The organism is Shewanella sp. 6_MG-2023 (assembly GCF_030547195.1).
GTDB lineage: Bacteria > Pseudomonadota > Gammaproteobacteria > Enterobacterales > Shewanellaceae > Shewanella.
In genome coordinates this window covers 1-23,855 of record NZ_JAUOQU010000031.1, presented here as the reverse complement: position 1 = coordinate 23,855, position 23,855 = coordinate 1, and the positions used below count along the sequence as shown (strand labels likewise).

The following is a 23,855-nucleotide window of genomic DNA, read 5'->3' as shown; positions in this document are numbered from 1 at the left end:
GTGCTAACTCTGTTTGCACTGCTTTAATAACGCTTCAAAAAAGTCGCTGCCTTTTCTTTCTGCAAAAGCAATATTACGCTCTGGTATGGTTTCAGGTTCGTTATATTCGGCTAAGGCGGCTTCCATACTGGCTTCGCGAATAATATGGATGGTTGGATAAGGCGCACGATTGGTATAGTTTGCTGCGCTGTCTTGGGGCTCTCCCTCAAAACAATAGTCAGGGTGAAAACTTGCTAACTGATACACCCCTTCATAGTCATGCTCAAGTAACTTGTCATTGGCCAAGTCAACAATATCAAGATAGCTGTAAAACCCTTCAAAGCCACGAGGCAAGATAAACAGTGTGGTTTCTGCTTGTGGATTTTCATCCAAATACTGACATTCAGTTAAAAAATCCTTCATTACCTGCTTTACTTTTGTTTGTTCACAAGTGAAATAGCGAATGCTATTGCGTTCGATTTCACGGCGGGCAAAAGGACAAATATTGTATTTCATAATCACTTTAGAAACCCAGTTGGCAGTTTCTAATTCGACTTGGCTAATTTCAGACATATAAACCTATTGTTACTACTTGGGTTAACTATTGGGTAGGATCATCGGAATGATCGACAGCACTAATAACACTGCCATCGAAACATTGAAAATGCGTTGCTGTCGTTGATTTTTTAATAACTTTTTCAGCCCAACCCCAAAACTTAGCCACACAGAGCCACAGGGCAGTGCGATACATAAGAAGACCATGGCAATAGTGAGCACTTGAGGTGTTAACGGTTGCTCAATGTTCGTGAAAGTCGCAATGGTACCAATTGCAATTATCCAGCCTTTAGGATTGACCCATTGAAAGGCTGCAGCTTGTATAAAGCTAAAGGGTTTACTGGTTTGTTTACCTTCTAAATTACTGTTGTTGTTAGCAATTAGCCAAGAAAGGTAAAGTAAGTAAGTGATCCCAACGACTTTTATAATTTGGTGCATGATGGGGTAGGTTTGAAATAAGCTACTTAACCCCAGACCAATGGCCAGTATCATGGTCGGAAAGCCCAAAGAAATACCCATCAAGTGGGGAATACTACGTTTAACACCAAAGTTCACTCCTGAGGTCATCAACATAATATTGTTTGGCCCAGGGGTTATACCGGCTGAAAAGGCGAATAATGCAATAGTAAAAATTAATTCCATATAAGGTTTTGTTTTGGGGGTTAGGATAAAAGATTTTTGAACTGCATATTAGCCTTAATTTAAACAGTAACCTAGTGAAAATTAATCCCTGAATGATGCGAATGACAATGCCAGCATTTTTTGTGAGTTACATTGGTTTGCTAAATGATGGGTTTGAGTGGCGCTGGTGTTACGCCTGTGTTTTGTTTTATAAGTGCTTGGATGGTGAATACTGGCTATTAAGATTGTGATCTCGTTGAATTTCAGTCAGGTTAGGTTATGGTTTATATGGTAGATTTATATTAATAAGAGGTTTTGTAACCTTCTAAACTACCAATCTGGTTGAAATAGATAGTTGAGGCGTAAATGATAAAGAAACAACATTTTTTATGGGTGAGTTTATTATTGATTTTCTTAACTGGCTGCACCAGTAAAGAGGCCACAGAAGTCCATGTGCCAACAAGTGTTACTATGGTTACCACTGGTGATTTAGGCGCAATATCGCCTTATGGCAAAACCTTTGCTTGGCATCCAACGATGTTTAGTGTTCATACTGCTAATAAGCTAGATGATGAAGAACTGATCCGCCATATGCGGCAGTCAATCACCAAAATTATGGATAAAAAAGGCTATTCATTGGTGAGTGAAGCGCAGTCGCCAAGTATGGTCATAGGTTTTGGCATGGCGTTAGAGTCTGAAATGAGCGATAAAGAAATTATGGACAAGGCTGGCTTAGTCGCTGGACTATCAACAGCAGGGATAGATGACGAGTTTGAAAAGGGTTCTGTACTTGTAGCGATATTTATTCCTAATAGTCAACAACCTATTTGGCGTGTACTTGCTCAAGGTTTCACTGAAACAGATAAACCGGTTCAAAATCGAGAACAACGCTTTGATAAATTAACCACCATGATGCTAAGAGCTATCCCACATAATGACAGCTACTGAATTATTTAATAATTAACAAGGCTTTAATTAAGCAATTGCGTCCAAAAACTAAAAACCGCCGACAGTGATGTCGGCGGCTTTTTTGTTAAAGCAAGCTGTTAGTATTAATCTAAACAATCACATTTATATGAAGAATTAACGCAAGGTGACTGGCTATTGCGCGATTTCTACTTCGTAAGATGAAAACTTTCTGATGTTAATCACCCCAGTGTCAAAGATTAAGTACTGGCCTTTGATACCTTGTAAAACCCCGGTGACCTCAGGTGTTTTATCAAAGTTATGCGACTTAACTTTTTTAGGAAATTCAGTGATAGGGAAATGAATGCTTTGTATCGAATTATCGAGCCTTTCGATAACAAAATCAGGGTTTTCTTGCTGCAGTTCAACGAGTCTCTGCTCTACTTCAGGCATTAATTGCTGAGCCATTTCTACTAAATCAACATCATCAGCATTGCCCTTTAACATGGCTTGCCAATTAGTTTTATCATTGATGAGTTTAGCAAACTCAACTTCCACTAAACCTGACAATTGGCGAGTTGAGACCTTGAAAATAGGTAGCCCTTGGGTGGCACCTTGGTCAATCCAACGCGTGGGGATTTGGGTGTAACGGGTAATGCCGACTTTGATGCCTGAAGTATTTGATAGGTAAACAAAGTGAGGCACAAAACAATGAGTTTGCGCCCATTCTGGCTCACGGCAAGTACCTTGATCAAAATGGCAGGTTTCAGGTTTCATGATGCATAAATCACAGCTTGCCAGCTTTTGCATGCACACATAGCAGTGGCCCTGAGAGTAGCTCTTCTTGGTTTTTTTACCGCAATTACAACAGAAAATATTGCCTGTATGGCTAAGGGTTAGGGTTTTACCAATTAATGGGTTTAGCGCAACGCTATTATCGCCAACCGGCAGTTCGTACTGCACTTCATCTTGTTCATTAAGGTGAGTGCGCATTTTTGATAAGGTGCCTAACATCGGTATTCTCTTATATTGTGGTGTTATTGTTGATTATGTCATGCAGTCTACCAGATGAATGCCCGTTAGATTAACCGCTTTTTTAGATTGGCTTTAGGGAGAAATACTCCTTAAATACGCTCAAGTAGGGGATAAAAAGTCATGGACTTGGCCATGACTGATTATTTTGCATCTCAAGCTTTCAATACTTCTGAATATGCTGTTCAAGTGCCTTGAAAAATATTGACTATTAAGCGCTTTTACTGAGCTTATCTAATACCACATCATCACCTAACTCATACAAAGAGTCAGTAAGTTGCTCTTCTTGGCATGGATCTGATAACCCCAAGCCCATTGTAGCCCTGAACAAGGCGATGCCTGTGTGGCCAGCAGTTTCTTGTTTGCTACTAAATTGCTCGATGTTGATCCCAAGGGCATTGATCTTATTTGAGATTTCCAGCACTAAGCCTTCACGGTCATAAGCGACTAAATTGAAGCTGAGACGTTTTATTGGTACAGGGGTTTGGCTGGTTTTATTAAAGCTGCAGGTTAGGCCGTCAATGCACTCTAAAGCATCTAATAATGCGTCCCATTTAAGGGCTGATACTTCTAACTGTAATATTGCCGCAAAAATGCCATCAATATGACGCATTTCTGAGTCCAGCCAGTTACCGTTATGACGACTTATTACATTGGCGATTTGTTCAACTAATCCTTTTCTATCAGGTGCTTGAAGGGTTATCAGGTAATGAAGCATAAAATAAACTCCCAAAATTTTAACAAATAAATCTGCTGTAACACTACTGTCATAAAGACGTCATATAATTCAGCTCAATAAAATATGGCATTTATAGTCTGCCATAAACACAAGCTAAATAGCTGTTTTAAAACTGGCAATTTGCTTAAAGAAAAAACAGTTCGCTTAAGTAAAAAGCACCGTTTAGTTAGTAACACAGCGAATCAAACAATCATAGCGAAATATCGTTAACGATTAATTATAGAGGTTCTTAATGGAAAGTCAGGTAAGTCAGCCTGGTTCTGCGGCGAAGAGTTTGTTAGTAAACAGACAAACCAGCCGTAGAGCGTTTATGGATAAGGCAGCTGAAGTGGGTGTCACTGTGGGTGGCACCATGGTATTTGTCGCTTTGTTGCTGATTTTCTTTTATTTATTGTATGTGATTAAACCTATATTTGATGGCGCCGATGTTGAGCCTATTTCAACCATCAGCTATCAACAAACTGAGGTCGCGACCTTAATGGTCGGCAGTGATGAGCAAAATGAAATTGCTTATCGGGTATTAGTCGATGGCCAAGTTGATTTTTATTCAGTTGCAGGGCGTCAGTTAATCACCAGCTTCAAACCTAAGCTTCCTAAGGGCGCAACGGTTGTTAGTAGCGCTAAAGCTAAACCTAACGAGCAACGTTTTGCCTTAGGCTTAAGCACTGGTGAAGCATTAATCGTCGGGGTGGATTTTGGAGTAACTTACCCAGATAACAAGCGCACCATTACCCCAAGATTACGTTATCCACTGGGTGAAACACCGATTATGGTGGATGAAGGCCAAGCCCTTAACAATCTGGTTTTTGATTATATCGATAATCGTGTTGGTTTTGCTTATCAAGATGACAATGGCTCGTGGAAGCTAAGTCGCCTTGAAGGCGAAGAAAACATGATGACTGAAGAAATCGAATGGTATTCAGATTTAACCTATATCAAAGATGCACCCAATAATGCCTTTACGGCCTTAATGACACCGGATCATCGTCAATTGATCCTGCCAACATCGAATAAACTGTTTATTTATGATATTCGCAATAGTGACGAACCTAGCTTGTTGCAAGTTATCGATGTGAAAAATGGTAAGTCAGTGGTGTCGAAAGTGATGCTGCTAGCAGGTGCTAGTTCAATTTTAGTCAGTTATGATAATGGCTTAATTGACCAGTATTTCCAAGTCAGTGGTCGCAGTGGTCGTTTGTATCAAAAAATAAGACACTTTGACAATGACGCTAAAGTCGGAGCCATGACGACAGAGTTTTACCGTAAAAGTTTTGCGGTAGTCAGCCCTGAAGGTGAGCTATCACTGCTTTATACCACCAGTCAGCGCAACTTATTCACTGAAACATTTGATATCGCCAACCCGGGCGCGATGGCATTTAGCCCTCGTTCAAACGCCTTAGTGGTTGAAGCTAATAATAAGCTCAACATTTTCGCGGTTGATAATGCTCACCCTGAAGTGTCTTGGAGTGCTTTGTGGGAAAAGGTCTGGTACGAAGGTTACCCAGAGCCACAATATGTATGGCAGTCAACCTCGGGCTCAGATGATTTTGAAGCAAAATTAAGCTTAATGCCGTTAGCTTTTGGCACCATGAAAGCGGCATTTTATGCAATGTTATTTGCCGTGCCACTGGCCATTGCAGGGGCGATTTATACCGCCTACTTTATGTCGCCAAAAGTGCGCGGCGTGGTTAAGCCGACCATTGAAATCATGGAAGCACTGCCGACAGTAATTTTAGGCTTCTTAGCTGGCCTTTGGTTAGCGCCATTGATTGAAGATCACTTACCGGGCATTTTAGTGTTACTCACATTACTGCCCACCAGTATTTTAGTCAGTGCATTTACCTGGAGTAAATTGCCAGCGAAATGGAAGCAACGCCTACCTGAAACCTATCAAGAGATCATGTTAATTCCAGTGATTTTGTTTGTGGGTTGGTTCTCATTTGAGATTAGCCCTGTAATCGAAATCGCCTTCTTTGATGGTAATACCCGTCAGTTCATTACCAATGATTTAGGCATTACATTCGATCAACGCAACGCCTTTGTTGTGGGTATTGCGATGGGTTTTGCGGTTATTCCAACAATTTTCTCCATTGCTGAAGATGCGATTTTCTCAGTGCCACGTCATTTATCAAATGGTTCACTGGCACTGGGCGCGACTAACTGGCAGACCTTAACCCGCGTGGTGCTGCTTACGGCAAGCCCAGGTATTTTCTCTGCCATCATGATGGGTTTAGGCCGCGCAGTGGGGGAGACCATGATTGTATTAATGGCAACAGGTAACACCGCAATCCTTGAGTGGAGTGTGTTTGAAGGGATGCGTACTCTAGCGGCAAATATCGCCGTCGAGATGCCAGAGTCTGCCATTGGTAGTTCCCATTACCGTGTGCTATTCCTTGCGGCATTTGTGTTGTTTGTATTCACCTTTGTCTTTAACACCATTGCTGAAGTGGTACGCCAACGTCTACGTGAACGTTATAGCTCACTTTAAGGAATGAAGATGAACAGAGTTTTTAATATTTCGCCAATCGCCTTGAGAGGTTTGTGCAATGGGTAAGTGGTTTAAATCAGGTTCTCCATGGATTTGGATGACTGGCGGTGCGGTGAGCATTTGTTTGATTGCAGTACTGGGTTTGTTGTTATTGATTGCGTGGCGCGGCTTAAGTTACTTCTGGCCTGCCGATATTTATCAGTGGCAGCTAGAAGACAATAATGGCGTTAAAACAACCCTAATTGGTGAAATCTACGACCGTGAAGAAGTGCCCACTGAACGTTTAATTGCAGCGGGTCATCAGTTTGATGAACATCCTGGCGAGTTTGTGACTCGTTACTTAGTTAAAACCGGTAACCGTGAATTCGTTGGCTTAGATTTTCGCTGGATCCTCGGCACCGATATCGTCAGCCGTGAAAAGCCAGCTGATGTGGCCATGCTCGAAAGGGCTAAAAATGGTAACTTTTACGGTTATCCAATTGCGGTCATTGAAGACGGTAAGCGCTTAAATATTACCGGCGAGGCCATTGAAACTTCGTTAGTAGCACATATCAAGCGTGCAGTTGATATTGCTGATGAGGCGCTGGCACTGCAAAAGTCTGAAATTGGTTCAGTGAACTATGCCTTAGAGCGTTTGCGCCTAAAAGAGCGTAAATATGAACTGGATGGCAAACTCACTCCAGCGATTAAAGCTGAGATGGACGCCCAAGCAGAGCAGTTAAACCAAGACTACTTAGTCATGGAAAAAGACTTATTTGCCCTGCGCGACAAAGCGGCGCGAGATTCAGTGGTTGTGCGTGATATGCGCGGTGAAGAGGTCACCTTAAAACTCGATAGCGTGCTTGATGTTAGCTATGTCAATCACATGAACATCGTCGATAAACTCGGTCATTGGTTTGTGGGCATGGGGCGTTTTATTAGCCAAGACCCACGTGAAGCTAACACCGAAGGCGGCGTGTTCCCTGCTATTTTTGGTACGGTATTTATGGTGATGCTCATGGCGGTTATCGTGACCCCATTTGGCGTAATCGCGGCAATTTATTTACATGAGTACGCCAAAAAAGGGCCAATTACTAAGATGATCCGTATTGCGGTGATTAACTTAGCCGGTGTGCCATCAATCGTTTATGGTGTATTTGGTTTGGGCTTCTTTGTGTATATGCTTGGTGGTTCGTTAGATCAGCTGTTTTACCCTGAAGCATTGCCTGCGCCAACGTTTGGTTCTCCAGGGGTGATTTGGTCAGCCTTAACCTTGGCTATCTTAACTTTACCTGTGGTGATTGTATCTACGGAAGAGGGCTTAAGCCGTATTCCAAGTGCCGTGCGTCAAGGCAGCTTAGCCTTAGGGGCAACCAAATTTGAAACCTTATGGCGCATTGTTATTCCAATGGCAAGCCCTGCGATTATGACCGGACTTATTCTTGCGGTCGCCCGAGCAGCAGGTGAGGTAGCACCACTGATGTTAGTGGGCGTGGTAAAACTGGCGCCGACATTACCGATTGATATGAACTTCCCGTTTGTGCATTTAGAACGTAAGTTTATGCATCTTGGGTTCCATATTTATGACGTTGGCTTTCAAAGCCCTAACGTTGAAGCGGCGAGACCATTGGTTTACGCGACTTCATTCTTATTAGTATCTGTGATTGTGACACTTAACTTAACAGCAATTAGTGTACGTAATCACTTACGTGAAAAATTCCGTTCGCTAGAACATTAATTAGCGATATCCTGAGGAAAATACAAAAATGATTTCAATTGATCAACGCGCAACTAAATCTAACATTATTGATTTAGCAAACTTACCCGCACAGGATACTGCCCTAGAAATTCGTAACCTTGATTTACGTTATGGTGATAAGCAGGCGTTATATAACGTTGGAATGAAAATTCCTAAAAAACAAGTCACCGCCTTTATTGGCCCAAGTGGTTGTGGTAAATCAACCTTACTGCGTTGTATTAACCGCATGAATGACTTGGTTGAAACCTGTAAAATCAGTGGTGAAATCTTACTGAACGGGCAAAATATTTATGACAAAAATGTTGATGTCGCTCAGTTGCGTCGAAATGTCGGTATGGTTTTCCAGCGCCCAAACCCATTTCCTAAATCAATTTATGAGAATGTGGTTTATGGCTTACGCCTACAAGGGGTGAGTAATCGCCGCGAACTAGACGAAGCTGCTGAAATGTCATTACGTGGCGCTGCGATTTGGGATGAAGTGAAAGATCGCTTACACGATAATGCTTTTGGCCTATCGGGTGGTCAGCAACAACGTTTGGTTATTGCTCGCGCTATTGCTATTGAGCCTGAAGTGTTATTGCTTGATGAGCCCACATCAGCACTGGATCCTATTTCAACCTTAACCATCGAAGAGCTGATCACTGAGCTTAAATCGAAATACACAGTAGTGATAGTGACCCATAACATGCAACAAGCGGCGCGGGTTTCTGATCAAACCGCCTTTATGTACATGGGCGAGTTGATTGAATATGCGGATACCAATACCATTTTCACCACGCCGCAAAAGCGTAAAACCGAAGATTACATCACAGGTCGTTACGGTTAATAATAACGAAGTGAGTAAGCTGGCGCTTATGGCAAGTCATTGGTGAGAAAGTCAGAGATAATTAAGGTAATAAAGTAATGGAAAACAAAAGTTTAAATAAGCATATTTCTGGACAGTTTAATGCTGAATTAGAAGATATTCGTAACCGTGTTTTGGCCATGGGCGGTTTAGTTGAGCGCCAACTTGAACAAGCCCTTGATGCTCTTGGTAGCTTAGATGCCGAGCTTGCCCAAAAAGTGATTAATGGCGATCACCGCGTAAATGGCATGGAAGTGTCAATTGATGAAGAATGCACCCGCATTATTGCTAAGCGCCAACCAGCGGCAAGTGACTTACGTTTAATTATCACCATAACTAAAACTATTACTGATTTAGAGCGTATTGGTGATGCTTGTGTACGTATCGCAAAAGCAGCATTAGATAAACGTTTAAACAATCAACAGCCATTATTGGTGAGTATTGAAAACATGGGTCGCCATGCAACCCGTACCTTGCATTCGACACTGGACGCGCTTGCACGTATGGATGCTGATAATGCCTTAGAGTTACACAAAGAAGATGCCAAACTAGACAAAGAATATGAAGGGATTATTCGTCAGTTAATGACCTATATGATGGAAGATCCTCGCTCAATTCCTGGTGTGTTAGATGTACTTTGGGCTGCGCGGGCGGTTGAGCGTGTGGGGGACCGCTGTAAAAACATTTGTGAGTACATTATCTATTTCGTTAAAGGTAAAGATGTTCGCCATACTTCCTATGAAGAGATGGAAAAAGATCTAAATATGTAAGCTATGTTTGCCTGCAAGCAAAAAATAACAGTCTCATTATGGTTAATGGGACTTTTTTATTGCTGTCACTTTTATGCTGGTAGTGCTAATGCTGTGAGCCAACTCACAAAAGTTAATTAGCCTTTGCTCAACAAGGGGGCTAAATAGGCTGGAGCATTAGCAAACTGTGTTAAAATTTCTGTAATTCCTCGTTCGTTTTGTAGGCTCAATGAAAAACACCCTTTCTCGTGGTTTAACTAACTTACTGCCAATGGCACTGAGTCTGTGGTTATTCTGGTCATTATTTATTTCTTTAGATGGTTTAGGCCATTTACTGCTGGATATTGTTAATTTAGAAAACAGCTTTGTCGGCGCCGGGTTTATTTTGGTGGCAGTGTTAGTGTTTATTTCAGGGCTGTTATTTTCATTTAGCCCATTTGCTTGGTTATACGCTTGGCTTGAGCGTCAATTAATGAAGTTCCCGCTGTTTAAATCTGTCTATGGCAGTATTCGTGATATTGCGAACTTAATGAAACGAGACGGTAAGCCAAAGAATCAAAAAACCGTATTGATCAAGCAAGCCAATGGCGGTTATGTGGTTGGCTTTATCATGAATCAACAGGCGCCTAAACCGCTTACTGAAGCCCTACCTGAAGGTGATTGGGTGCCAGTATTGTTTCAGCTTAGCTACCAAATGGCTGGGGTGACGAGTTTAGTCAAGCGTGAAGATTTAATTGAAGTCGATTGGTCATTTGAAGATGCCATGCGCTTTAACTTAACTGCGGGGATCTCGATTGCTAATGCCAATACTAATACAAACGCTAATGCCAATACTAATACAAATACAAATACAAATACAAATACAAACGCTAATGCCAATAGTGATATAAACGCAAATGCTAGCGGCAATGCAACTAGCGATGAAGCGTCAGCTAATGAAACTTTGGCGTCAGATAATAGCACTTCAGCAACTAAGAAATAGTGCTTTTTAATCCCAATGCGCACGAGTACAAATTTACCCCTCAATGATTACGTTAAACGCAATCCAATAGAACCAGCCTATACTTATGCAATTGTCAGCGCAATTGTTACCTATGTAGCTGTGTTCATTATCCTATTTACAGGTCTCAATCATGTTTAAGAAAGCGAGTGTTAACCCTCCGGTTTTCTTCCCTTCAGTATTGCTTATTTTTGTCATGGTATTTATTTGTGCCGTTTGGCCAAATGAAGCTAGCCAATTTTTTAAAGCCATTCAAAGTTGGTTAGAAGTTAAAGCGGGCTGGTTGTATATTGTTGGGGTGGCTATTTTTCTCATCTTTATTATTTTTGTCATGATGAGCCGTTTTGGTGACATCAAACTAGGTCCAGATCATTCCGTGCCTGACTACAGCTTTAAAAGCTGGGTATCTATGCTGTTTTCTGCAGGGATGGGTATTGGATTAATGTTCTTTGGCGTGGCAGAGCCAGTGATGCATTATTTAGCCCCACCTGATGCAACGCCTGAGTCACTGGAGGCTGCAAAAGATGCCATGAAGATTACTTTTTACCATTATGGCATCCATATTTGGTCAATCTATGCCGTAGTGGCTTTAAGCTTAGCGTATTTCTCATATCGTCATAAACTGCCTTTACTGCCACGTTCTGCCTTATATCCACTCATTGGCGAGCGTATCTATGGCCCTATAGGGCACGCGGTTGATACGTTTGCGGTGATCGGCACCATGTTTGGCGTTGCAACCTCATTGGGCTTTGGGGTGCTACAGGTCAATTCAGGCTTAAGTTATTTAATTGATGGTTTGCCAAATAACATCACTGTGCAAATTATTATCATTATGGCGATTACCGCGATAGCAACGGTTTCTGTTTTTGCAGGCTTAGATAGAGGCGTTAAACGTTTAAGTGAGCTTAACCTTGCGTTAGCACTGCTATTGCTTGTGGCAGTTTTAGTTCTTGGACCAACAGTGCTGTTACTGCAAGCATTTGTTCAAAATACCGGTGGTTATTTAAGTGATATTGTGGGTAAAACCTTTAACTTATACGCCTACGAGCAAAAAGATGATTGGCTTGGTGGCTGGACATTATTGTATTGGGGCTGGTGGATCTCATGGTCGCCATTTGTAGGTACTTTTATTGCTCGTGTCAGTCGTGGGCGCACTATTCGAGAATTCTTAGTCGGGGTGTTATTTTTCCCAACTGGCATCACTTTCCTATGGATGACAGTATTTGGTAATAGCGCCATTGATATGATTAGAAACCATGGGGCGAGTTATCTATCGGATGCGGTTTCTAATGATGTATCGGTGGCCTTGTTTCGATTTTTTGAGCATCTACCATTTTCATCAGTATTGTCCATCATTGCCATATTCTTAGTGGTAACATTTTTTGTTACTTCATCAGATTCCGGCTCGTTAGTGATTGATAACTTGACCTCAGGCGGTAATGAACAAGCGCCAGTAGGCCAGCGAGTTTTTTGGGCGATACTGCAAGGTGTTGTCGCGAGCGTATTATTACTCGCTGGTGGCTTACAAGCGTTACAAACAGCAGCGATTGCCAGTGCAATGCCAATCATGATTGTGATGCTATTGATGTGCCTTGGCTTGTATAAAGCCTTACAAGATGATCGCTTGAAATTAGAAAGTGTGCAGCAACACAATACCAGTGTGCAATTTGCTAAAGCCAACATGAGCTGGGAAGATCGTATTGATGTACTGGTCTCTCACCCCAGTCAAGAAGATGCGCAGCGATTTTTAGATAACATCGCCAAACCGGGACTTGAACAAGTCAGACAAATATTTTTAGCTAAAAATATGCCTGCTGTCATCACCCAAGATGATGAAAGGGTACGTTTATTGATCGGTAACAACGAAACCCTGCAGTTTGCTTATGGGCTGCGTATTCGAGCATTTACCATGAATGGTGCCGATGTCGAAGGCTTTGCTAGTGAGCAAGACTATTATCGGGTGGAAGTGTTCTTAGAGCACGGCGGTCAGCATTACGATGTGATGGGTTATACTCAAGAGCAAATTATTGCAGATATCGTTAATCAATATGAACGCTATTTACACTACCAGCATTTGTCTAATTCAGAGTTAGTGACTTACTAGCGGCTGCTTGTTTTAAGCGGTGCTTGTTTTAAGTGATGTTAGTATTACTCGAGCAGTGCAATTGTGATAGAAAACATTGCCCCAACCGATAACAGCGCTTATCCTTGGGGTAATTTTGTAATGAAAGTAAATTGGAAAGTCGATGTCAGCTACTCAAAGTAAATTAGATAAAGTATTAGCAGAAGCCAGAGATTACAAAGCCACTCGTGAAAAAGGCTACCGTGAACAAGCCTTAAAACTCTATCCTTGGATATGTGGCCGTTGTACACGTGAGTTTACTCATAAGAATTTATCTGAGCTGACGGTACACCATGTTGATCATAACCATGATAACAACCCGTCAGATGGCTCGAACTGGGAATTGTTATGCTTGTATTGCCACGATAATGAACATTCTCGATTTGAAGAGTTGATCCGTTATGGCAATACCACTGAAACCAAGCAAGAAGCCGCTACCTATAATCCATTTGCAGATTTAAAAGCAATGATGAAAAAGTAGCTTTGTTTACTGATACTCAGATGAAAAGCCCATATTTATGGGCTTTTTTGTGCTTGGCTGAAAGCTTTATTGCTCAGCTTTACAATTCAAGGCTGTTCAATTTCCGCTTGGGCTTTTAACCACTTCTCACGGCTGATGATCTGGCTATTATTACCGCCTTTCATTCGTTCTTTTCGTTGTGGCAGTTGTTGCCATACCGCTTGTTTTTTCTCTTCACTGGCTTGTCCCCAGCCAACAATTTCATTGATGTGGCGAAAACAGCCCATGCAGTAATCTGCTTCATTTAAGCCGCATTTGGCGACGCAAGGTGAGTGCATTGTTAATCCTTTACCGTTCTAAAGTCTTGGCATTTATTGATTAAACCATATAGACAAATTAAATAAATAAAACTAGGCTGCGACTAGCTATAGTTTATTGAATTAATTAAGTTATTTGCAAGTTTAATTGGTTGTAACTATGGCTTTGTTGTCAGTGTTTCGTTGGTTTTTTGCTATAATAAATAGCCAACTTGCTGCTTTATTGTGTCGCTATTGCGTGGAGAGTACCATGAAATCATGGTTTAATTTAGCTGTAAAAAATCTTGCTAGCCTGAGTAGTCGTTGCTGGTTTGCTCAGTTTCACCCCCTTATTATCACCTGTAAAAAACTGCTTAGCCTTATGAGTATCGGCTTGTTATCTTTAAGTTTAACGGCTTGTTCACTGCTAGAAGTTAAGCTTGAAAGTGGCGTTGAACCCTTACCTAAAGAGCAGATAAACATGCGTATGTTTAGCCGTGAATTTAGTTATAGCTTTTATGCTGAAATTGAAGCCACCGCAGACCGCATTGCAGCTAATAGCGATGATGACAACGTTAGAGCTAACACCTTAATGTGGAAAATTTACGCTGAGCAAAGCCTGCAGCGGGCTATATTCCAAGCCTCTCCAGTAGCGGCAATGCTCGATACTTGGGTGTTGACCGAGCAAATGAAGCAGTTTTATGAAACTGGTGCTGGCAGTGAGTTATTCGGTGAACAACAGCAGCTCGCGATAGATAGCAGTGAAAAATTAGCGGATCAATTCGTCTCGACAGTAAAAGGCTTTATTAGCAACCAAAAGTTCAAAAATAATCAAGCGTTTGTGAGCCAATATGTGGCTGAAAATCCGCTTGAGGATATTACCTTTACCCGCACTACTGCCTTTAATGCTTGGTTGGCTTTTAGCAATATTTCAGAGTTTGAAGCCATTACCACTTTTGGTTCAATGCCTGAGGTGATGAGTGATATGTCTGATCGTATGGCGATGACCACTGAGCAGATGCCAAAAATTCTTGGCTGGAAAGCCGAGTTATATGCACTTCATGCTGATGTTAGCGCCGCTGATATAGAATTAGCCCTTAAAAATATCAGTGAAACCACCAAAAAATTTCAGCAGTTAATGCAGCAAACCCCTGAAATGATGACCATGCTTGCCGGTGATATGCGAGTGGAGCTGGCGCCATTATTAGATCAACTGAGTGATGTCACAGATGATAAACTGCAGCAGTTATCAAAAGAGCGTGAATCACTAGCCTTAATTATTGTTCACGAGCGAGAAGCGTTAGCGCAAATGATTGCTGATGAACGCAGCGCTGCTATTCAAGATTTAGATGCACTAACCCAAAAAACCGTTGAATTAGTGTTTGCCCAAGTGATTGAGTTAATTAAAAGTGTGATTGTGTATTTCATTTTATTCTTAATTGCGATATTTTTTGCGCCTCTAGCTATGGGGGTTTGGTTAGGTAAACGCATGGCGGTTCGAAAGTCTGAACCCAAATCTAACCCTAAATCAGCTATCAAAGTCGCAGGTAGTGAGTAGTGAGAGTGCTTAATGATGGTGTAAACCATCAATCACACCAATAAACCATAGGATGCCAATGAGCACACAGATTGCCATGAACTGCGCGACAGACGCTAACAATTGTAGCGACAATAGCGCCAAGCTAGGCCAGCTTAGCGAGTGCTTACTAAAGCTAAATAGTTTGTGGCAAGTGAAAGCCTTTGATTGTCAGCAATTACCTTGGTCTGAGCAGTTTCCTTGCTTAGCCGCAAAGGTTTGGGCCATTGCTGATACTGACATAGAGGCACTAGATGTAGCTCAAGGGGCATTGGTATCGGCGTTACTGCCGTCATTGATGCAAGATATGCAGCAGTTGGGGATGAAAATTGATGGCTTAGCCGCGATGTTAAGCACATCGACAAATGGTGATGTATCGTTAACGAGACCAGAACCCAAATCGTTTGAAGCACACGCTGTAGAAATAGGCCTGTCTGACACTGAGCTTAGCCATTTCAGCGCCCATATCAAAGGCCGAAAGTGGCAGCAAATTACTGCTTTTTCAGCGCATATTCCTAAAGGAAACCCGATTGTTGAATGGTGTGCAGGTAAAGGCCATTTGGGACGTTATATTGCTAAAACCCATCAAGTTAAGGTTAGCAGTTTAGAGTGGCAACAAAGCTTGTGTGAGCAAGGCCAGCAGTTTGCAGACAAGTGGCAATTGTCGCAGCAGTTTCATTGTGTTGATGTGTTTAACTTAGCCAATAGTACATTAGGGGCCAACCCGCTAAGTTCAGAGCAACATGCCATTGCGTTACATGCCTGTGGTGATTTACATGTTAGGCTGCTGGAGTTAGCCGCTCAAGCAAACACCAAACAAATCTCGTTTTCACCTTGTTGTTATCATCTTATTCAAGCTAATTACTATCAGCCGCTATCCCATGCTGCAAAAAACAGTGGCCTTAAGCTATCGCGACATGATTTACAGTTGCCGCTGCAGCAAAGTGTGATTGCCAATGACAAGCAGCAAGCATTACGACATCAAGAAATTGCTTGGCGCTTAGGCTTTGATAGCTTGCAGCGAGATATTAGCGGTAATGATCGCTATCTGCCGATCCCCAGTGTTAAACGAAGCCAGTTATCGGCATCATTTAGTGATTTTTGTTATTGGGCTGGGGCGCAAAAACAAGTCAATATCGGCGCTGTAACCGACTTTGATGCCTATCTTGCTCAAGGGGTAGCTAGGCAAAGGCTAACTCAGCGTATCGATCTAGTCGCACACCTGTTTAGGCACGCTTTAGAGCAGTGGTTATTACTGGATAGAATGTGCTTTTTACAACAGCAGGGTTATCAAGTTACCATGGTTGAATTTTGTGCAAACGAAATCACACCAAGGAATTGGTTAATTCAAGCTGAAAAATTAACCTAATTAAATAATTCTGTTCGAATAGTTTTCTAAGGTACTGTTTAATAGTTTTTATTTTAAATCCTCTTGATTAACCCCTTTAGTGATACAGTTAATACCCCAGCGATAAACTGCGGCTTTGGTAGATTTATATATTACTAATTGTGGTTTTGTATTGAATATTGAAGCTTTTCTTGTTCAAATGGCGGGTTAGTAGCAAATACCAATAAATTCGGTTGCCTAAGGCGGCCTTAAAGTGAGCGATTGATACGGTTTCATGAAATATTCCCGCGTTTTTATTAATAGTATGGCCTATGAGTTAGCACCCCAAGTGGTGTCTAGTCTAGACCTAGAATCTCGTCTTGCGCCGCTTTATCAAAAGTTTCGTATTCCAATGGGGCAATTAGCCGCTTTAACCGGTATTAAGGAACGTCGCTGGTGGCCAAAAGGTTATCGTTTATCTGACGGCGCTATCAGTGCTGCCCGTAAAGCGGTTGCTGAAACAGGTATCAATGTTAGTGATTTAGGGGCAGTTGTTTACACAGGCGTGTGCCGTGACCAACATGAGCCCGCAACCGCGTGCCGCGTGGCTGCAGAGCTTGGTGTGTCTAAAGATACCGCGATTTACGATATCAGTAACGCTTGTTTAGGTGTGCTTTCTGGCATTTTAGATATCGCTAACCGTATTGAGCTTGGACAAATTAAAGCCGGTATGGTGGTATCTTGTGAATCGGCGCGCGATATTGTTGAAGTCACTATCGACAATATGCTCAATGAGCCGACAATGCAGAATTTTGCCCAATCGCTAGCGACCTTAACCGGTGGCTCTGGTGCGATTGCGGTTATCTTAACTGACGGTAGCTTACCGCTTAAAAATACTCGTAATCATCAGCTATTAGGTGCCAGCCACTTATCGGCGCCTGAGCATCACGAGTTATGTCAGTGGGGCCTACAAGAAACCAGTCAAAAGTTATATCGTGAGTTTATGCGTACCGATGCCGTCACCTTACTTAAAGAAGGGGTTGATCTGGCTAAGCATACTTGGGAACACTTCTTAACTCAGCGTGAGTGGTTAGTGGATCAAGTTGATAAAGTGATTTGTCATCAAGTGGGCGCATCAAACCGCAAACAAGTGTTAAATGCTCTCAATATTCCTCATGAAAAAGAATTTCCAACTTATGAAACCTTGGGCAATATGGGCACGGTTTCGCTGCCAGTAACAGCGGCGATGGCCCACGACCAAGGCTTTTTAAAATTAGGCGATCAAGTGAGCTTTCTAGGCATAGGCAGCGGGTTGAACTGTATGATGCTAGGCATCAAGTGGTAATCATTTCGCTGGTTATAGAATAAGTATTATAAAATTGTAGGAAGCATCATGTTAGAAAATCTGTTGCCTTTTGATAGCCATTATTTAGACCGCAGTGGTAACAAACTGCATTATGTTAATGAAGGCCAGGGTGAGCCAGTGGTTATGGTTCATGGAAATCCAAGCTGGAGTTATTACTACCGTAACTTAGTCAGTGCATTAAGCACCAATTATCAGTGTATTGTGCCTGATCATATTGGTTGTGGTTTATCGGATAAACCTGATGACCCACAATACGATTACACATTAGAAAATCGTATTGATGATTTAGAAGCGCTGTTAGATCATTTAGATGTCAAAGAAAACATCACCTTAGTGGTTCATGACTGGGGCGGAATGATTGGTATGGGCTATGCTGCCCGTTATCCTGAGCGCATTAAGCGCTTAGTATTTTTAAACACAGCAGCATTTCACTTACCTGAATCTAAGCCTTTTCCTTGGGCATTATGGGTTTGCCGCGAAACTATTTTAGGGACGTTTTTGGTCAGAGGCTTTAATGCCTTTTCATCCATTGCATCCTATGTGGGTGTTAAACGTCAGCCAATGGCCAAAGCAGTGCGCGAAGCCTACGTTGCGCCATTTAATAGCTGGAAAAACCGTATTTCAACCTTACGTTTTGTGCAGGATATTCCGTTAAAGCCTGAAGATCGTAACTATGAGTTAGTTTCAAATATTGCTGATAGTTTATCTAAATTCTCTGAAGTGCCAACACTGATTTGTTGGGGACTACAGGATTTTGTATTTGATAAGCACTTTTTAGCAAAGTGGCGTCAATATATGCCCCATGCGCAAGTAAGAGAGTTTGATGACTGTGGTCATTATATTCTTGAAGATGCTAGCGAAGATGTCATCGGGCTTATTCAGAACTTTATGGCTAACAACCAGCAAAGCTAAACAGCGACCTTGGGCGTGATGAAATACTCATTATTCACGCCCAAGTTATAAACCAATGACATCAGGCTTATGACATTAAAAACGGCTAACATCTGTCGGCATTTACAAGATGCGGCAAATAACTTTCCTTCTCAATTAGCTGTCGCGGTGCAAACAGCGACATCTGCCAATCAAGCCTCTCACGCTTTAACTTATCAAGACGTCGATTTTGGCTCCCTAAACCAACAATCTGATGATATTGCCTATCGTTTAAATGCCTTTGGCCTTCAAGCTGGCATGAAAGCTGTGTTGATGGTGACCCCAAGCATTGATTTTTTCGTGCTAACGTTTGCGTTATTTAAAGCGGGCGTAATTCCTATTCTGGTCGATCCCGGTATGGGGGTTAAAAACTTAAAACAATGTTTTGAAGAGTCACAACCCGATGTGTTTATTGGTATCCCTAAAGCCCATATTGCCAGAAGAATATTAGGTTGGGGTAAATCTTCGGTTAAGCTTTGCTTAAATGTGGGCGGCAGTAGTATTCAGCGTTGGTTATCAGGCGCAGTGAGTATTGACGCCTTGCCACAGGTTAGTGGATCATTTGCCAAAGCTTACCCCATGGTCACACTGTGTGATGATCAAATGGCGGCAATTTTATTTACCAGTGGCAGTACAGGCACCCCAAAAGGTGTGGTGTATTCCCATGGCATGTTTGAAGCGCAAATTAGCGCCCTTAAACATGATTACGGCATTAAGCCCGGTGAGCGCGACTTAGCGACTTTTCCATTATTTTCATTATTTGGCCCTGCACTGGGTATGGCATCTATTGTGCCAGCGATGGACGCCAGTAAACCCATAACCGCTAATCCTGAGTATTTATTCGCAGCGATTGAGAAATATCAATGTACTAATATGTTTGTTAATCCGGCATTGCTGGAGCGCTTAGGCGCCGCTGCTGAAACTAAAACCGCAGCCCAAAACCAAGCATTTACATTACCAAGCGTGCAAAGAGTTATTTCAGCAGGGGCGCCAGCAACCATCTCATCAATAAAGCGTTTTAGCAAAATGTTAGCAACAGGAGTTGAGGTGCTCAACTCTTATGGGGCGACAGAGTCTTTGCCGATTAGCATGATGCCAAGCAGTGAACTGTTTGATACCACCGCCGCAACCGATGCAGGTAAAGGTATTTGTGTGGGCAAAGCCATTGATGGTGTTGAGATTAGCATTATCGATATTACTGAGTCAGTTATCAGCCATTGGGATGAAGCCGATATTTTACCTGTAGGAAAGATTGGTGAAATCGTCGTAAAAGGGCCGATGGTAAGTCGTGAGTATTATCATCGCGATAGTGCAACTAAGCTGGCCAAAATTACTGATGCTGACGGTATTCGACACCGCATGGGTGATGTCGGTTACTTGGATGAATTAGGGCAATTATGGATGTGTGGCCGCAAGGCCCATCGAGTTGATCAAACTCTAAAAGGTAGCCTTAGTAAACGTTATTTTTCAATTCCCTGTGAGCGGGTATTTAACACCCATAAACAAGTAAAACGTTCAGCACTGGTGAATATTGTCAACAATGGCAATATTGAACCACTGTTATGTGTCGAACTTGATAAAGCCATGACTTGCTCAAACAGTAAAGCGCTATACCAAGAGTTAGTTGATATCGCTGAAAAACATACACATACAATGGGTATTTCACGTTTTTTAATTCATCCAGATTTTCCTGTGGATGTCAGACACAACGCGAAAATATTCAGAGAAAAATTAGCTGTTTGGGCTCAAAAACAGTGGAAAGAATAGTGCAAATCGTTGCTGAAATGTTTGCCAACAATCAATTTTTATTAGCGTTCTCAATTAGGTAAATACATGCTTGAACTCGAAATGTTATTAAAGCCAGAACAGGCAGCCTTAGCTGCGCTTAAAAGTCGGGTTAACAAAGTATTTGTCACCGGGGCAGGTGGTTTTTTAGGTAAAGCGATTTGTACTCGTCTGCGAGCAGCAGGCATTGAAGTTAATGGTTTTGCTCGTGGTGAATATCCTGCATTAACGGCGATGGGCGTTAACATGTATCAAGGTGATATTAGCGATTCAGATGCGCTAGCAGCGGCGATGCAAGATTGTGATTTAGTGTTTCATGTGGCGTCAAAAGCGGGTGTTTGGGGCGATAGAGATAGCTATTTTGCCCCTAACGTTAATGGAACCGCTAATATCCTGCGTGCGTGTAAAGCATTAAAGATCAATCATGTGGTTTACACCAGTACTCCAAGTGTCACCTTTGCGGGTGAAGATGAAGCCGGTATTGATGAATCTTCCCCTTATGCCGCTAGCTTTTTAAACTTTTATGGTCACTCTAAAGCCATTGCCGAAAAAATGGTGCTAGAAGCCAATGGGCCGCAGTTGAAAACCACCGCATTAAGACCGCATTTAATTTGGGGACCTGAAGATCCACACTTGGTGCCAAGAGTGATAGCGCGGGCGAAAATCGGCAAGCTAAAGTTGGTGGGTAAACAAGATAAACTGGTTGATACCATTTATGTTGATAATGCCGCTTATGCGCATATTCTTGCGGCAGTAGACTTAACGCAACAAGCTAAGAGTGCAGGTAAGGCATATTTTTTAAGTAACGATGAACCTATCACTATGGCGGCCATGCTCAATAACATTTTAGCCTGTGTTGATATTGCTCCAGTGACGAAACGAGTTCCTGCTGGTGTGGCGTATAGCGCGGGTGTGGTATTAGAAACCATCTATAAAATACTTGGTAAACAGCAAGAGCCGATTATGACAAGGTTTGTCGCAAGACAATTATCCACCTGTCATTATTTTGATATTAGCGCCGCTAAAAACGATTTAGGTTATGAAGCGCTGATCAGTATTGACGAAGGTATGTTGCGCTTAAAAGCATCACTAAATTAAGCCGATAATTTAAATCGCTAATTTAAGTTGAAATTTAAATTATCAGCAAGGGATTACCAGTATACATGTTGTTGCTGGTGATCTTGTTTCATCACATCAGTTGTATATTATCTGTCATTATTATTAAAGCGCTGTGCAAATCACTAATCACTATAACCACTAGAATCCTCGTTGACTCATTGTTTATAACCGCAGTCACAATCTAAAACTTTAAATATGTAAAAACAACATCTTGCGCGCCATTCTTGGTTGTGATGTAACATTGTGTTTACAATGTGTTCAATATGAATAATCGCTAAACTATTGGTTAAAATTTTCAGCGCGCTATCTTAAATTCCTGTCCACACACATAGTAAAATAATTTAAATTCATATGTGGGCCTGGGAGAGCGAGATGCCAGATCAATGGAAACCAGCCACAGTAGCGATTCATGGTGGTCATATAAAGGAAGCGTTTGGCGCATTAGTCACGCCACTTTATCAAAGTGCCACCTTCGTGTTTGACAATGCCCAGCAGGGCGGAGCCAGGTTTGCCGGTGACGAACAAGGCTACATTTATACGCGTCTTGGTAACCCTACTACCGCAGAGTTAGAACGTAAAATGGCCTTACTTGAAGGGGCAGAATCTGCCGCTGCATGTGCCTCAGGCATGGCTGCTGTTTCAGCGGCGTTAATGACTCATCTGGAGGCTGGCGATCATTTAATTTCATCAAATGCGGTGTATGGCTGCACTTTTGCTTTGTTGAGTAGCCAACTAAAACGGTATGGCGTGGATACAACATTTGTAGACTTTTCAGATCCCTTAGCAATTGAAGCGGCAATTCAGCCTAATACTAAATTGGTATTTTGTGAGAGCCCTGTCAATCCGCATTTACAAGTATTTGATTTAACCGCAATAGCAGCTATTGCAAAGCGCAATAATTTGATAAGTATTGTTGATAACACCTTTATGACGCCTTTATTGCAACAGCCGCTGACTTTGGGTATTGATATGGTGATCCACAGTGCAACCAAATACTTAAATGGTCATGGGGATGTCATTGCAGGCATTGTTTGTGGAAGTGAAGCGCATATTCATCAATTAAAATACCAAATTCTTAAAGACTTTGGCGGTGTTATTTCGCCCCATGATGCATGGCTAATTTTAAGAGGATTAAAAACCTTAGATGTCAGGTTAAGCCGTCATTGTGACAATGCTGAAAAGTTGGCTGTTTACCTTAATCAACATACAAAAGTAAGCAGTGTTTTTTATCCCGGGCTTGAAAATCATCAAGGCTTTAAATATGTCGGCAAACAAATGCGTCGAGCGGGTGGGGTAATCGCTTTTGAATTAATAGGGTCCGAACAAGATGCGATTAACTTTGTAAATAAATTAAAACTGTTCACGATAGCCGTGAGTTTGGGCGATGCGGAGTCACTTATTCAGCATCCTGCATCAATGACTCATTCACCCTACACCCCCGAAGCGAGAGCAGAAGCGGGGATAACCGATAATTTATTACGGATTTCAGTTGGGTTAGAAAACGTAGAAGATTTGATTATCGATATTGAACAAGCACTTTAGGTAATAAAACTTTTGAAAGCGATTTAAATACGGCTTTAGCAAGTAAAATTATTAGAAGTTTTTTGAAATTTAATGAGGATATTTTGAAATTGAAGAAGAGTATTACTATTTGAAAGTGATTTATATTGGTTGCGGGAGCTGGATTTGAACCGACGACCTTTGCAGATTTATTAGGGTTGAGCCCGAACTGAGGATCTAAAAATCGACGCAATACACTTGAGCTTGAAAAGTGATGAAGAATATTTTGAAATTAAGAAGGATATTTTAAAATTTAAGAAGAGTATTACTATTTGAAAGTGATTTAAATTGGTTGCGGGAGCTGGATTTGAACCAACGACCTTTGCAGATTTATAAGAGTTGAGCCCGAACTGAGGATCTAAAAATCGGCGCAATACACTTGAGCTTGAAAAATGATGAAGAATATTTTGAAATTAAGAAGGGTATTTTTAAATTTAAGAAGAGTATTAATAATTTAAAATGATTTAAATTGGTTGCGGGAGCTGGATTTGAACCAACGACCTTCGGGTTATGAGCCCGACGAGCTACCAAACTGCTCCATCCCGCGTCCGATTAAAAACTTACCTGTTACACTGCATTAAAAAGAATTGGTTGCGGGAGCTGGATTTGAACCAACGACCTTCGGGTTATGAGCCCGACGAGCTACCAAACTGCTCCATCCCG

19 protein-coding genes, 1 tRNA gene and 1 pseudogene are annotated in these 23,855 nt (G+C 41.8%); 15 read left to right on the top strand and 6 right to left on the bottom strand.

What is annotated here, in order from left to right; all coding sequences use genetic code 11:
- Positions 1–3: 3 nt before the first annotated feature.
- Positions 4–552 (bottom strand): DUF1415 domain-containing protein, encoded by a 549-nt coding sequence (locus Q4533_RS16225; protein WP_102437695.1) that lies wholly within the window; start codon positions 550–552, stop codon positions 4–6.
- Positions 553–576: 24 nt separating this feature from the next.
- Complete coding sequence (locus Q4533_RS16220; protein ID WP_102437693.1) at positions 577–1,176, bottom strand: LysE family translocator; 600 nt, start codon at positions 1,174–1,176, stop codon at positions 577–579.
- 345 nt (positions 1,177–1,521) lie between these two features.
- On the opposite strand from Q4533_RS16220, the gene Q4533_RS16215 reads away from it, so the two are divergent.
- Complete coding sequence (locus tag Q4533_RS16215) at positions 1,522–2,103, top strand: DUF4136 domain-containing protein (protein ID WP_303461765.1); 582 nt, start codon at positions 1,522–1,524, stop codon at positions 2,101–2,103.
- Positions 2,104–2,256: 153 nt separating this feature from the next.
- Here Q4533_RS16215 and Q4533_RS16210 read toward each other — a convergent pair whose 3' ends face one another.
- Positions 2,257–3,075 carry a DUF2797 domain-containing protein gene (locus tag Q4533_RS16210; RefSeq protein ID WP_102437689.1) on the bottom strand — a complete coding sequence of 273 codons (819 nt, stop codon included), beginning with the start codon at positions 3,073–3,075 and terminating at the stop codon, positions 2,257–2,259.
- Positions 3,076–3,304: 229 nt separating this feature from the next.
- Positions 3,305–3,811: a glycine cleavage system protein R gene (locus tag Q4533_RS16205; protein WP_102437687.1), complete on the bottom strand. Its 507-nt coding sequence runs from the start codon at positions 3,809–3,811 to the stop codon at positions 3,305–3,307.
- A gap of 253 nt (positions 3,812–4,064) precedes the next feature.
- Between Q4533_RS16205 and Q4533_RS16200 the strand changes: the two genes are divergently transcribed.
- The 7 genes and pseudogenes from Q4533_RS16200 to Q4533_RS16170 all read left to right on the top strand — a co-directional run bounded on the left by Q4533_RS16200 (position 4,065) and on the right by Q4533_RS16170 (position 13,254).
- Positions 4,065–6,320 (top strand): ABC transporter permease subunit, encoded by a 2,256-nt coding sequence (locus Q4533_RS16200; protein ID WP_102475668.1) that lies wholly within the window; start codon positions 4,065–4,067, stop codon positions 6,318–6,320.
- A gap of 58 nt (positions 6,321–6,378) precedes the next feature.
- Positions 6,379–8,037 carry a phosphate ABC transporter permease PstA gene (gene pstA, locus Q4533_RS16195; RefSeq protein ID WP_102437683.1) on the top strand — a complete coding sequence of 553 codons (1,659 nt, stop codon included), beginning with the start codon at positions 6,379–6,381 and terminating at the stop codon, positions 8,035–8,037.
- Positions 8,038–8,065: 28 nt separating this feature from the next.
- Complete coding sequence (pstB, locus tag Q4533_RS16190; RefSeq protein ID WP_102437681.1) at positions 8,066–8,884, top strand: phosphate ABC transporter ATP-binding protein PstB; 819 nt, start codon at positions 8,066–8,068, stop codon at positions 8,882–8,884.
- 77 nt (positions 8,885–8,961) lie between these two features.
- Positions 8,962–9,672, top strand: coding sequence for a phosphate signaling complex protein PhoU (phoU, locus tag Q4533_RS16185; protein WP_102437679.1), 711 nt, complete (start codon positions 8,962–8,964; stop codon positions 9,670–9,672).
- Positions 9,673–9,880: 208 nt separating this feature from the next.
- Positions 9,881–10,444: pseudogene (locus Q4533_RS16180) on the top strand (DUF502 domain-containing protein); the annotation flags it as partial.
- Positions 10,445–10,784: 340 nt separating this feature from the next.
- A complete protein-coding gene (locus Q4533_RS16175) occupies positions 10,785–12,755 on the top strand; it encodes a BCCT family transporter (RefSeq protein WP_102437675.1) in 1,971 nt (656 codons plus the stop codon).
- Positions 12,756–12,897: 142 nt separating this feature from the next.
- Positions 12,898–13,254: a YajD family HNH nuclease gene (locus Q4533_RS16170; RefSeq protein ID WP_076539886.1), complete on the top strand. Its 357-nt coding sequence runs from the start codon at positions 12,898–12,900 to the stop codon at positions 13,252–13,254.
- Positions 13,255–13,340: 86 nt separating this feature from the next.
- Here the strand turns inward: Q4533_RS16170 and Q4533_RS16165 are convergent, their stop codons facing one another.
- Positions 13,341–13,571 (bottom strand): DUF1289 domain-containing protein, encoded by a 231-nt coding sequence (locus Q4533_RS16165; RefSeq protein WP_102437673.1) that lies wholly within the window; start codon positions 13,569–13,571, stop codon positions 13,341–13,343.
- Between the two features lie 229 nt (positions 13,572–13,800).
- Here Q4533_RS16165 and Q4533_RS16160 point away from each other — a divergent pair, with 229 nt between their 5' ends.
- From Q4533_RS16160 to megL, 7 genes are all read left to right on the top strand, one after another.
- Positions 13,801–15,087, top strand: a complete 1,287-nt coding sequence (locus Q4533_RS16160; RefSeq protein ID WP_347230786.1) for a chemotaxis protein — start codon at positions 13,801–13,803, stop codon at positions 15,085–15,087.
- A 76-nt stretch (positions 15,088–15,163) separates the two neighbouring features.
- A complete protein-coding gene (locus tag Q4533_RS16155) occupies positions 15,164–16,474 on the top strand; it encodes a methyltransferase (RefSeq protein ID WP_102476875.1) in 1,311 nt (436 codons plus the stop codon).
- 253 nt (positions 16,475–16,727) lie between these two features.
- Entirely contained in the window at positions 16,728–17,777 is a 1,050-nt protein-coding gene (locus Q4533_RS16150; protein ID WP_076539890.1) for a 3-oxoacyl-ACP synthase III, read from the top strand.
- 48 nt (positions 17,778–17,825) lie between these two features.
- Positions 17,826–18,710 (top strand): alpha/beta fold hydrolase, encoded by an 885-nt coding sequence (locus Q4533_RS16145; RefSeq protein WP_102437671.1) that lies wholly within the window; start codon positions 17,826–17,828, stop codon positions 18,708–18,710.
- A 69-nt stretch (positions 18,711–18,779) separates the two neighbouring features.
- A complete protein-coding gene (gene oleC, locus Q4533_RS16140; RefSeq protein WP_303503319.1) occupies positions 18,780–20,495 on the top strand; it encodes an olefin beta-lactone synthetase in 1,716 nt (571 codons plus the stop codon).
- Between the two features lie 66 nt (positions 20,496–20,561).
- Positions 20,562–21,611 carry a 2-alkyl-3-oxoalkanoate reductase gene (gene oleD, locus Q4533_RS16135; protein ID WP_102437667.1) on the top strand — a complete coding sequence of 350 codons (1,050 nt, stop codon included), beginning with the start codon at positions 20,562–20,564 and terminating at the stop codon, positions 21,609–21,611.
- 393 nt (positions 21,612–22,004) lie between these two features.
- Complete coding sequence (gene megL / locus Q4533_RS16130; protein WP_102437665.1) at positions 22,005–23,174, top strand: methionine gamma-lyase; 1,170 nt, start codon at positions 22,005–22,007, stop codon at positions 23,172–23,174.
- Positions 23,175–23,662: 488 nt separating this feature from the next.
- Here the strand turns inward: megL and Q4533_RS16125 are convergent.
- Positions 23,663–23,739, bottom strand: a tRNA-Met gene (locus tag Q4533_RS16125).
- Positions 23,740–23,855 lie beyond the last annotated feature (116 nt).

What these genes read in the sequence shown, in the direction of transcription:
- Q4533_RS16225 (WP_102437695.1), bottom strand. Translation starts at nt 552, where the DNA reads ATGTCTGAAATTAGCCAAGTCGAATTAGAAACTGCCAACTGGGTTTCT.
- Q4533_RS16220 (WP_102437693.1), bottom strand. Translation starts at nt 1,176, where the DNA reads ATGGAATTAATTTTTACTATTGCATTATTCGCCTTTTCAGCCGGTATA.
- Q4533_RS16215 (WP_303461765.1), top strand. Translation starts at nt 1,522, where the DNA reads ATGATAAAGAAACAACATTTTTTATGGGTGAGTTTATTATTGATTTTC.
- Q4533_RS16210 (WP_102437689.1), bottom strand. Translation starts at nt 3,075, where the DNA reads ATGTTAGGCACCTTATCAAAAATGCGCACTCACCTTAATGAACAAGAT.
- Q4533_RS16205 (WP_102437687.1), bottom strand. Translation starts at nt 3,811, where the DNA reads ATGCTTCATTACCTGATAACCCTTCAAGCACCTGATAGAAAAGGATTA.
- Q4533_RS16200 (WP_102475668.1), top strand. Translation starts at nt 4,065, where the DNA reads ATGGAAAGTCAGGTAAGTCAGCCTGGTTCTGCGGCGAAGAGTTTGTTA.
- pstA (WP_102437683.1), top strand. Translation starts at nt 6,379, where the DNA reads ATGGGTAAGTGGTTTAAATCAGGTTCTCCATGGATTTGGATGACTGGC.
- pstB (WP_102437681.1), top strand. Translation starts at nt 8,066, where the DNA reads ATGATTTCAATTGATCAACGCGCAACTAAATCTAACATTATTGATTTA.
- phoU (WP_102437679.1), top strand. Translation starts at nt 8,962, where the DNA reads ATGGAAAACAAAAGTTTAAATAAGCATATTTCTGGACAGTTTAATGCT.
- Q4533_RS16175 (WP_102437675.1), top strand. Translation starts at nt 10,785, where the DNA reads ATGTTTAAGAAAGCGAGTGTTAACCCTCCGGTTTTCTTCCCTTCAGTA.
- Q4533_RS16170 (WP_076539886.1), top strand. Translation starts at nt 12,898, where the DNA reads ATGTCAGCTACTCAAAGTAAATTAGATAAAGTATTAGCAGAAGCCAGA.
- Q4533_RS16165 (WP_102437673.1), bottom strand. Translation starts at nt 13,571, where the DNA reads ATGCACTCACCTTGCGTCGCCAAATGCGGCTTAAATGAAGCAGATTAC.
- Q4533_RS16160 (WP_347230786.1), top strand. Translation starts at nt 13,801, where the DNA reads ATGAAATCATGGTTTAATTTAGCTGTAAAAAATCTTGCTAGCCTGAGT.
- Q4533_RS16155 (WP_102476875.1), top strand. Translation starts at nt 15,164, where the DNA reads ATGAACTGCGCGACAGACGCTAACAATTGTAGCGACAATAGCGCCAAG.
- Q4533_RS16150 (WP_076539890.1), top strand. Translation starts at nt 16,728, where the DNA reads ATGAAATATTCCCGCGTTTTTATTAATAGTATGGCCTATGAGTTAGCA.
- Q4533_RS16145 (WP_102437671.1), top strand. Translation starts at nt 17,826, where the DNA reads ATGTTAGAAAATCTGTTGCCTTTTGATAGCCATTATTTAGACCGCAGT.
- oleC (WP_303503319.1), top strand. Translation starts at nt 18,780, where the DNA reads ATGACATTAAAAACGGCTAACATCTGTCGGCATTTACAAGATGCGGCA.
- oleD (WP_102437667.1), top strand. Translation starts at nt 20,562, where the DNA reads ATGCTTGAACTCGAAATGTTATTAAAGCCAGAACAGGCAGCCTTAGCT.
- megL (WP_102437665.1), top strand. Translation starts at nt 22,005, where the DNA reads ATGCCAGATCAATGGAAACCAGCCACAGTAGCGATTCATGGTGGTCAT.